Origin of the sequence: Ensifer sp. Root1252, assembly GCF_001425885.1 — a bacterium.
Classification (GTDB): domain Bacteria; phylum Pseudomonadota; class Alphaproteobacteria; order Rhizobiales; family Rhizobiaceae; genus Ensifer; species Ensifer canadensis.
Genome location: NZ_LMDT01000018.1, coordinates 73,078 through 83,171 on the forward strand (window position 1 = coordinate 73,078; position 10,094 = coordinate 83,171).

The window sequence follows — 10,094 nt, forward strand, 5'->3', positions numbered from 1 at the left end:
TCACGCACGGAATGTGCGTGCCGTGAAAATAGGCACATATGTGTCGGCAATGCTGGAGATGACGAGGCAACATGGCGGCACGCCAGCGCATCATTCCCGTTCGACGCGAATACAATCGCTGGGTCGCCGACCAGACGCTTGAAGACTATGCGCTGCGCTTCACCGCCAAGAGTGCGCGGCGCTTTTCCTCCGAGCGCATCTCTCAGACGGCGATCGGGGCGATCTCGTTCCTGGCGCTGGAGGCGATCGGTGGCGCGATCACCATGTCCTACGGCACGACCAACGCCATCGTCGCCATCCTGATCGCCAGCCTGATGATCCTGACGGTCGGCCTGCCGATCAGCCGTTACGCGATCCGCCACGGCGTCGACATCGACCTTCTGACCCGCGGCGCCAGCTTCGGCTACATCGGCTCGACCCTCACCTCGCTGATTTATGCGAGCTTCACCTTCATCCTCTTTGCGATCGAGGCCTCGATCATGTCGGGTGCGCTCGAGCTGGCGCTCGGCATACCGCTTTGGGTCGGCTACATCGTCAGCGCGGTCGTCGTCATTCCGCTCGTCACCCATGGGGTGCGGCTCATCAGCAAGTTCCAGCTGATCACCCAGCCTTTCTGGATCGTGCTCAATATCCTGCCCTTTATCTTCATCGCCTTTGCGGACTGGGAGAAGGTCGCCACCTGGCTTGCCTATGCCGGCATGCATCATGCATCCGGTCCACCGGGCACGCTCGCGCCCTTCGACCTCATCGAGTTTGGCGCCGCCTCGGCGGTGATCTTTGCGCTGATGGCGCAGATCGGCGAGCAAGTCGACTTCCTGCGCTTCCTGCCGCCCGACGGCCAGCGCAAGCTGCATCACCGCGTCGCCATCTTCCTGGCCGGCTCCGGCTGGGTGCTCGTCGGGGCACCGAAGCTTCTGGCCGGTTCGTTCCTTGTCGTGCTGGCGCTTTCCTCCGGCGTTCCGTCGACGCGGGCGGCCGACCCGGCGCAGATGTACTACACCGCCTTCGGCTACATGATCCCGTCTGAGACCGCCGCCCTCCTCTTGATGGTCGCCTTCGTGGTCGTTTCGCAGTTGAAGATCAACGTCATGAACGCCTATGCCGGGTCACTTGCCTGGTCCAACTTCTTCTCGCGCCTCACCCACAGCCATCCCGGCCGCGTCGTCTGGCTGGTGTTCAACGTGGCGATCGCGCTGCTTCTGATGGAACTCGGCATCTACAAGCTCCTTGAGGAAACGCTCGGCGTCTTCTCGATCGTCGCCATGGCCTGGCTTTGCACCATTTCGGCCGATCTCTTCGTCAACAAGCCACTCGGCCTCTCGCCACCCGGCATCGAATTCAAGCGCGCCCATCTCTACGATATCAACCCGGTCGGCCTCGGTGCCATGGCGCTTTCGGCGACGATCGCGCTGGCGGCGCATTTCGGTGCCTTTGGCGCCATTGCCGCATCGCTTGCGCCCTATATTGCGCTGATTGTCGCCTTCATCGCCTCGCCGCTGATCGCCTGGGCGACCGGGGGCAAATATTACCTCGCCCGAAAGCCGAGACGAAGCTGGGCGAGCGAAAGCGAGATCACCTGCTCGATCTGCGAGCATCCCTTCGAGCCGGAGGATATGGCTTGGTGCCCGGCCTACGCTGCGCCCATCTGTTCGCTCTGCTGTTCTCTCGACAGCCGCTGCCATGACATGTGCAAGCCGAAGGCGCGCTTCAATGCGCAGGTGGCAACGGTCGCGAACGCGCTTCTACCCGAAGAGGTAACGGCGAAGCTCACGACGCGGCTCGGGCGCTACGCCATTTCGGCGGCGCTCTCGATCGCAGGCATCGGCCTGATCCTGGCGATGATCGCGCATCAGACCGGCAACGCTTCGCCCGAGACGGCGACCGTCATCGAGCGCACCATCGCCGTTGTCTTCTTCGTCTTTGCCGTGCTCGCCGGTATCGTTTGCTGGTTCTATGTGCTCGCCCACGACAGCCGCGTCGTCGCCGAAGAAGAATCGTCACGGCAGAACACGCTGCTGCTGAAGGAAATCGCCGCACACAAGAAGACCGATGCCGCCCTGCAGCAGGCAAAGGAGACCGCCGAGGCGGCCAACCGCGCCAAGAGCCGCTACGTTGTCGGCCTCAGCCATGAGCTGCGCACACCGCTCAACGCCGTACTCGGCTACGCACAGGTGCTTGAGCGCGATGAAACGATCCCACCGGCCCGACAGGGCGCGATCAAGGTGATCAAGCGCAGCGCCGATCATCTCTCCGGCCTCATCGACGGACTTCTCGACATCTCGAAGATCGAGGCCGGCAAGCTGCAGGTCTATTCCAACGAGACCAACATCCATGATTTCCTCGATCAGGTCGTCGAGATGTTCCGCCCGCAAGCACAGGCGAAGGGGATCGCCTTCGAACATCGACGCGCGCCCGCCTTGCCGCGCTACGTCAAGACAGATGAAAAGCGGCTGCGCCAGATCCTCGTCAACCTGCTCTCCAACGCCCTGAAGTTCACCGAGCGCGGCGAGATCCGCTTCGATATCGATTATCGCAGTCAGGTTGCGACGTTTACGATTGCCGACAGCGGCCGTGGTATTGCCGAGAAGGATCTGCCGCGCATTTTCGACCCATTCCAGCGCGGCGAGGCGGAACATCTCGGCAGCATGCCGGGTCTCGGTCTCGGCTTGACCATAACCCGATTGCTGACGCAGACGCTGGGCGGCGAGATAGCCGTCACCAGCGAACCGAACAGTGGCACGACCTTCAGGGTCCGGCTGATGCTCTCCGCCGTCGATCGGCCGGCGCCGCTGATAGCGGTGCGCCGGATCACTTCCTATCTCGGCCCGCGGCGCACAATCATGATTGTCGACGACAACGCCGATCACCGCGAACTGATGCGCGAAATCCTGCAGCCGATGGACTTTACGGTGCTTGCCGCCGAAAGTGGCGGGCAATGCCTCGCGATGGTCGAGGCGCTGGCGCCGGACATCTTCCTCGTCGATATCTCCATGCCTGGTATGAACGGTTGGGAACTCGTCGACAAATTGCGCCGCAACGGCCAGACGGCGCCGATCATCATGCTGTCGGCCAATATCGGCGACGGCTCGACGACGGGCGCATTTGTCGGCCACAACGACACACTCGCCAAGCCCTTCGGCGTCGGCCAGCTCGCAGACAAGCTCGCCGTTCAGCTCGGCCTGACCTGGATCCATGAGGGCGAAGCGTCCGAGGAGCCGAGAGCGGCAAATGCCGATGCGATGACGTTGCCCGACGAGCACCATGTCGAGGAGTTGATCCGGCTTGGCGAGATCGGTTACGTCAGAGGCATCGAGGCCAAGCTGACGGAAATCGCGCTGGAGCCCGAACATCAGCTCTTCGTCGATGCTGCTCGCGCCTATGTCCAGGCCTTCGACCTCACGGGCTATGACGCCTTCCTGAAGAAAAAAGCGGCGAATGGAGCTGTCACCCGTGGTTGAGACTTACGATCGTCGCGACATCGTACTGCTGGTGGACGATTCCCCGGAGGCCCTCGGCTTTCTAACCGAGGCGCTGGAGCAGTCGGGCTTTTCTGTACTGATCGCCACCTCGGGCAGTGCCGCACTTTCGATTGCCGACCGGATTACGCCCGATGTCATTCTGCTGGACGCTGTCATGCCCGGTATGGACGGGTTCGAAACCTGCCTGAGACTGAAGGCCAACGCCTCCGTCGGCCAGACGCCGGTGCTGTTCATGACCGGGCTGACGGAAACCGAGCATGTGGTGCACGCCCTCGAAGCCGGTGGCGTCGACTACCTGACGAAACCGATCAACATCGATGAGCTCAGGGCCCGCATCCGTGTTCATCTCTCCAATGCCCGCTCGGCGCAAAGCGCCCGCGTTGCGCTAGACGCCGCCGGGCGCCATCTGCTTGCCGTTCGCTCTGACGGCAGTGTTCGCTGGTCGACACCGCAGGCCAACCGCCTCGTCAACGCCGCAACCGGCAGCGACGAGGGCCTTGCGACGATCGCTCGGCGCATCGCCGCCTGGATGGAAAAAACCGAGACAGGCGGCAAGCGGGAGAACAGCTTTACCCTCGAAGAGCCCGGTCAAGCGGGACTGCAGATCTCTTTCCTCGGCGCGATCGGCGCAAACGAATACCTCTTCCGCCTGACAGCCGAGAGCAGGCGCAGCGACGACGAGATGCTGCGGCAGCACTTCTCGCTGACCCAGCGCGAATCCGAAGTGCTGCTCTGGATCGCCAAGGGGAAATCGAACCGCGATATCGGCGAGATTCTCGGACTGAGTTCACGCACCGTCACCAAGCATCTCGAACAGATCTATGTGAAGCTCGGCGTCGAAAACCGTGCCTCGGCGGCGGTCAAGGCGACACAGGTCCTGCACGGGATATAAGCAACACGCTGCTAGCCTTCTTCGCATTTCCCTGGGCCCGAGAAGGGCGTCCGAGAATCCGGAGAGCGAAAGAGTGATGGGGATCGCCTTGCTTCCGGCGTTGCCGCCGAGTGCTCTAGCTAGGCTGAAGAACCTGTTCAGCAAACGCACGCCGCGCGCGAACACGTAGCGCGCCTATGATCGCCAGAGCGATCTGCCGCCAGCGCGCTTTTCGGGCGTATAGATCAATCGAAGTAGGACAAATTCCGCCGCATAAACACAATATCGGCCTAAAGCCTCCACCCACTCTTGCACAGGCAACGCTCCGGCATAGGTATTGGCACAGTGCAGCCGGCCACGCCTGACCGAGCGTCGCGTGCGGAACATCCGGCCGCCCCACACGTTGCCGCTGGTGACCTTGGCATTTGCTGGTGTACCATGGCGGTCTCTGAACGGAGGGTTGCGACATGCTGCGATGGCTTGTACTTGCCGCCGCGACCACGTCCCTGGCCGGTGTTGCGCAAGCGGATGAAGGTGCATTCCTGAAGTCGCTGCAGGGCAGTTGGACGGGCGGAGGGACGGTCAGAATCCGCACCTATATGTCGCCCGTCAATGTTTCCTGCAACTTCGATTCCCAATCCCAAGGGTTGGCACTCTCAATGGAAGGCGTCTGTCGCGGATTGATCCTGATTTCAAAATCGATTGATGCCCAACTGAAGTTCAGTGGCACGAAATACAGCGGATCCTACCTGGGTCCGCGCGGCGGACGGGCGGGCCTGAGCGGCAGCCGTCGCGGCGACGCCATCAATCTCACCATTCGCTGGGCAAAGGAAGTCAACGGCGACCGCAGCGCCAACCTGACGCTACAGAAGGTCGGCGCCAACGGCATGCGGCTGACCACCGTCGACGTCGACCCCGCATCCGGCGACAAGGTCGTCACCAGCGAGATCAACCTGCGCCGCAAGTGACGCCTTTTCAGCGCGCGCCTATCGTTTTCCGGCCTGAAAATTGCGCTGGTATGTAGCGCTCAACAGTGATTCCGCCGCGGTGGACGCCGCCATCGGATCGCGCGCTTCAATGGCGTCGACGATCGCTTCGTGCATCTTCAACGAGTGCTGCAATCCGCCAAACGTCCTGAGTGTCCGGGGAATGCTGATCGTCAGTGCGGTGCGGATCACCGACGAGACAGGCAAGAGAAAGCGATTGCGCGCCGCCTGGATGATTTCCAGATGGAATTCGATGTCGGCTTCGATGGCGGCGGAAACCGTCGCGTGGTCTTCGGTCATCCGGGAATAGGCCGCGCGGATGCGCACGAGTTCGTCCGCCGATCCTCGGCGGGCAGCAAGGCCCGCTGCCATCGGCTCTATCGCCAGGCGGATTTCAAACAGTTCTTCAGCCAGTTGCTGCTGATCCTCCGCCCCCTCATGCCAGGAGAGCACCACCGGATCGAGCGTGTTCCAATGCTCCGGTGCGCGGACACGGGTGCCCAGGCGCGGCTTGGCCTCGATGAACCCCTTGGTCGAGAGGATCTTCAGCGCTTCGCGCAAAGTCGTCCGGCTAACGCGCAGATTGCCCAGCATCTCGGATTCCTTGGGCAGGATGTCGCCGGGTATAAGTTCGCCAAGCGCGATGCGCCGGCCGATCTCCGCCGCGATCTGCGCGGGCAGCCCGCGGTCACCGATCGTAAATGTCGTCATCAGCCGTCCGTTTCCGAAATCCCGGCGCGCATTCTGGCGCGATTCGACCCCTTGCTACCATAGCCGTTGCCACGCCCCAACACGGCCAAGCCAGGTTGAGCCTGGGCGAAGGCGGTTACACTTCGCCGAGACGACCAAGCTCGCCCGCAAAACGCCGAACCATTGCCAATCCTGTCTCGGTCGGGCGCAGCGCAGGCGCGCGATCGAAGACGGGCAGGCCGGCACGTTCGCCGAAGAGACGCTTGCCGTAGCACATCAGGTTCTCGATCCCCTGCATGGTGAACACCACCGCCGGCAAGATATCGCGATAGGCGGCTTCCGCCTCCTCGTCCCAGCCGTCACGATAGAATTCATAGGCCCTCACCGCATGGTCGATGCAATCGGGCGCAAGGATGAAGCCGCGGCATCCGGCACGCAGGTTATCGATGAGTTCAAGACCGGCGCGACCGTTGAAAACGGGCAGGCGGCCCTCTGTGACCTCGATCAGTGTGGCGATATCGACCACCGGCCCCTCGCCCTTGATGAGGGTAATGTTTGGATGCTGGCGGACCAGCTCGGCGATGTCGGTCGCCGTCAGCCCTCTGCCCATGAAGGCTGGCGCATTCTGGATTGCGACGGGCACGTCGATCGCATCGGCGACGCGACCAAAGAAACGGATATATTCCTGGGCCGAGAACTGGCCGACGATCGGCGGCTGCAGGATCAACCAGTCAGCACCGGCGCCAACGGCATGGCGCGCCTGGCGCACCTGCTCTTCGACCGACGGGCCGAAGATGGTCAGCGCCACGGGCACGCCGCCGGCCGTGTCCTCGACCAGCCATTCCATCACGGCCATGCGTTCGGCCTCGCTCAACTTCGAGGCTTCGGTCGCAAGGCCAAGCGCTGCCATGCCGTGCACGCCGGCAACGAGACAGACTTCCGTCTGCCGACGCATCGCCTCGCGATCGAGCTTTTCGTCGTCATCAAACAGCGCGTAGAGGATGGCGTGGATGCCATGCAGGTCGGCAGGATCGAACCGAGACATCGTCGCTCCTCCTCAATGGCTCTCGCGCGGCACGGCGTGCCCGCGACAACCGACAAGGAAATCAAGATCGGCGCCGCGATCGGCCTGCATCACGCGCTCGACATAAAGGCCCTGATAGCCACCGGGCATGGCGATTTCCGGTGGTGTCCATTCCTCCCGCCGGCGCGCTAGCTCCGCCTCGTCGACATCGAGGTGCAGCCGGCGCCCGGCCACGTCGAGTTCAATCCAGTCGCCGTCCTTGACCAGCGCCAAGGCACCACCGACCGCAGCCTCCGGCGCGACGTGCAGAACGACAGTGCCGAAGGCGGTGCCCGACATGCGAGCGTCGGAGATGCGCACCATGTCGCGCACGCCCTTCTTCAGCAGCTTTTGCGGCAGCGCCATGTTGCCCACCTCGGCCATCCCGGGATAGCCCTTGGGGCCGCAATTCTTCAGAACCATGATCGATGTCTCGTCGATAGCGAGGTCGGGATCGTCGATACGCTGCTTGTAGTGATCGATCGTTTCGAAGACGACCGCGCGGCCGCGATGCTGCATCAGGGCCGGGGTCGCGGCGGAGGGCTTTAGGATCGCCCCCTGCGGCCCCAGATTGCCCTTCAAGACGGCAATCCCGCCCTGCTGCGTCAACGCCACGTCGCGCGGCAGGATGACATCGGGATTGTAATTCTCCGCATCCGCAATGTTTGCGCCGACGCTTTGGCCGGTAACCGTCGGGTTGTCGAGATCGAGCAGATCGGCGATTTCCTTCATGACGGCGGGAAGACCGCCGGCGTAACAGAAATCCTCCATCAGGAACGTGCCTGAAGGCATGAGGTTGAGGATCGTCGGGACATCCCGGCCAAATCGGTCCCAATCTTCGAGCGTCAGTTCGGTTCCCACCCGTCCGGCAATCGCTAGCAGATGAACGACGGCATTGGTCGAGCCGCCGATAGCGCCGTTGACACGGATGGCATTGGCGAAAGCGGCACGCGTCAGGATATGCGACGGGCGCAAGTCCTCGGCCACCATCGCGACGATCCGCCTGCCGGAAAGCCGCGCCAGGCGCGCGCGGTGTGCATCGACGGCAGGATAGGCGGCGTTGCCGGGCAGAGCCAAGCCCAATGCTTCTGCCATCGACGCCATGGTCGAAGCCGTGCCCATTGTCATGCAATGGCCAGGCGAACGCGACATGGCGCTTTCCGCCGCCATGAATTCGGCCGGCGTCATGACACCGGCGCGCACATCCTCGGAGAATTTCCAGACATCGGTGCCCGAGCCGATGGTCCTGCCCTTGAGCCGCCCGTTCAGCATAGGTCCGCCTGAGACGACGATCGCCGGCAGATCGCAGGATGCCGCTCCCATGACGAGGGATGGCGTGGTCTTGTCGCAGCCGGCCATCAGCACGACACCGTCGATCGGGTTGCCGCGGATTGCCTCCTCCACATCCATGGACGCAAGGTTGCGAAAGAGCATGGCGGTCGGACGCAGGTTGGACTCGCCGCAGGAAAAGACCGGAAACTCCAGCGGCAGGCCGCCCGCCTCCAGCACGCCCGCCTTGATATGTTCGATCAGGCCGCGAAAATGAGCGTTGCACGGCGTGAGTTCGGAAAAGGTATTGCAGATGCCGATCACCGGGCGACCGTCAAAGGCGTCATCCGGCAGGCCGTTGTTCTTCATCCAGCTGCGATGAATGAAGGCATCCTTATCGAGCCCCCCGAACCAATGCTGCGATCTCAGTTTTCTCGACACGTTCAGCTCTCCCTACGTACCCTGCCATGTGTTGGCCGACGGGCATTTTTATTTCTCTTATAATCGGAGTTATTCGCGGTCAAGCATCTACCACGCACAATTGCCCGTGCCCACCAGCCTATGCGGGAGTGGGCGGGCACATCGCAGAAGATGAAATGACGTCTCGAGATCGCGGGCGAAACCGGTCACGGGGGCAAAGCGTGCCGCCCCCTGGCCGCACGAACGGCAGGCGCCGCACCACCGCGGCGATGCACGGCGGACAGCTATCGGGGCATGGCGGCGTGACTTGGCTTAAGGATGATGCAAAACGCTCAGTCCACCGTCGACGGTCAGGCAGGTGGCGTTGATGAAGGTGCACTCGTCCGACACCAGGAAGAGTGCGGCGCGAGCGATTTCATCCGCCGTGGCGATGCGGCCGCCGGGGTGCAGCTTCATCGTTTCCGCCTCGGCGGCGACCGGGTCCGGGAAGCTGTTCCAGTATTCGACCGCCTTCTGGGTCAGCACGTATCCAGGCGCAAGGGCATTCACCCGGATGCCTCTGGAGGCATATTCGATGCCGAGCGACTTGGTCATGCCGAGAAGCGCATGTTTCGCCACGGGATAGGGAAACGTATGCGGTATGATCGTGAAGGCATGTGTCGAGGCGATGTTGAGAATGACCCCACCGCCCGCCTCGATCATACCGGGCAGAACGGCGCGGCTACAGTTCCAGGCGCCCTTGAGATTGACATCAAAGCAGCGCTGCCAGTCGGCATCGCTCAATGCCAGCGGCTCTGAAAAGACATTGATGCCGGCATTGTTGACCAGCGCATTCGGCCTGCCGATCGTCTTTTCGGCCTGGCGGATGGCCTCGGCAATCGCATCGGCATCGGTGATATCTGCCGTCGTCGAGGCAAGCGTGCCGCCTTCCGCCGCAAGCCGGGCCGTCTCCTTTTCGAGCAGCGGCCCGTCGCGATCGATCAGAAAGAGGCTGGCGCCTTCCTTCAGGAACGCTTCGGCCATGGCAAGACCAATGCCCTGGGCTGCCCCTGTAATGACAATGCGTTTTCCAGCGAGCCGCTTGCTCATATTTTCTGCCTCCCTCGACTGATGATCCCGCGCAACCGTCACCACTCGGCGACGCTGCCGTCCTCATGGCGCCAGATCGGATTGCGCCAGCGATGGCCCTCCTTGGCGCGCTCGATGACATAGGCCTCGTCGACCTCGACGCCGAGGCCCGGACCCTGCGGGATCGAGACAAAACCGTCCTCATAGTGGAAGACGTCCTTGTTCGAGACATAGTCGAGAATATCGTT

At 62.6% G+C, this 10,094-nt stretch carries 7 protein-coding genes and 1 pseudogene; 3 read left to right on the top strand and 5 right to left on the bottom strand.

Going from position 1 to position 10,094, the window contains the following annotated elements:
* Positions 1–71: 71 nt before the first annotated feature.
* The 3 genes from ASD02_RS19330 to ASD02_RS19340 all read left to right on the top strand — a co-directional run bounded on the left by ASD02_RS19330 (position 72) and on the right by ASD02_RS19340 (position 5,318).
* Positions 72–3,458, top strand: coding sequence for an ATP-binding protein (locus tag ASD02_RS19330; protein ID WP_057221053.1), 3,387 nt, complete (start codon positions 72–74; stop codon positions 3,456–3,458).
* Positions 3,451–4,371, top strand: a complete 921-nt coding sequence (locus ASD02_RS19335) for a response regulator (protein WP_025429231.1) — start codon at positions 3,451–3,453, stop codon at positions 4,369–4,371. The genes ASD02_RS19330 and ASD02_RS19335 overlap by 8 nt, the downstream gene beginning before the upstream one ends.
* A gap of 446 nt (positions 4,372–4,817) precedes the next feature.
* Positions 4,818–5,318, top strand: coding sequence for a hypothetical protein (locus ASD02_RS19340; RefSeq protein ID WP_025429232.1), 501 nt, complete (start codon positions 4,818–4,820; stop codon positions 5,316–5,318).
* A gap of 18 nt (positions 5,319–5,336) precedes the next feature.
* Here the strand turns inward: ASD02_RS19340 and ASD02_RS19345 are convergent, their stop codons facing one another.
* The 5 genes and pseudogenes from ASD02_RS19345 to ASD02_RS19365 form a co-directional block, all read right to left on the bottom strand.
* Entirely contained in the window at positions 5,337–6,047 is a 711-nt protein-coding gene (locus ASD02_RS19345) for a FadR/GntR family transcriptional regulator (RefSeq protein WP_057221054.1), read from the bottom strand.
* A gap of 115 nt (positions 6,048–6,162) precedes the next feature.
* Complete coding sequence (locus ASD02_RS19350) at positions 6,163–7,071, bottom strand: dihydrodipicolinate synthase family protein (protein WP_057219108.1); 909 nt, start codon at positions 7,069–7,071, stop codon at positions 6,163–6,165.
* A 12-nt stretch (positions 7,072–7,083) separates the two neighbouring features.
* Complete coding sequence (locus ASD02_RS19355) at positions 7,084–8,799, bottom strand: IlvD/Edd family dehydratase (RefSeq protein ID WP_057219110.1); 1,716 nt, start codon at positions 8,797–8,799, stop codon at positions 7,084–7,086.
* Between the two features lie 291 nt (positions 8,800–9,090).
* Positions 9,091–9,867 carry an SDR family oxidoreductase gene (locus ASD02_RS19360; RefSeq protein WP_057219112.1) on the bottom strand — a complete coding sequence of 259 codons (777 nt, stop codon included), beginning with the start codon at positions 9,865–9,867 and terminating at the stop codon, positions 9,091–9,093.
* A 38-nt stretch (positions 9,868–9,905) separates the two neighbouring features.
* Positions 9,906–10,094 (bottom strand): annotated as a pseudogene (locus ASD02_RS19365) (D-galactonate dehydratase); the annotation flags it as partial.

Excerpts from the sequence above, each read along its gene's own strand:
- ASD02_RS19330 (WP_057221053.1), top strand. The coding sequence starts at position 72 with ATGGCGGCACGCCAGCGCATCATTCCCGTTCGACGCGAATACAATCGC.
- ASD02_RS19345 (WP_057221054.1), bottom strand. The coding sequence starts at position 6,047 with ATGACGACATTTACGATCGGTGACCGCGGGCTGCCCGCGCAGATCGCG.
- ASD02_RS19340 (WP_025429232.1), top strand. The coding sequence starts at position 4,818 with ATGCTGCGATGGCTTGTACTTGCCGCCGCGACCACGTCCCTGGCCGGT.
- ASD02_RS19350 (WP_057219108.1), bottom strand. The coding sequence starts at position 7,071 with ATGTCTCGGTTCGATCCTGCCGACCTGCATGGCATCCACGCCATCCTC.
- ASD02_RS19360 (WP_057219112.1), bottom strand. The coding sequence starts at position 9,867 with ATGAGCAAGCGGCTCGCTGGAAAACGCATTGTCATTACAGGGGCAGCC.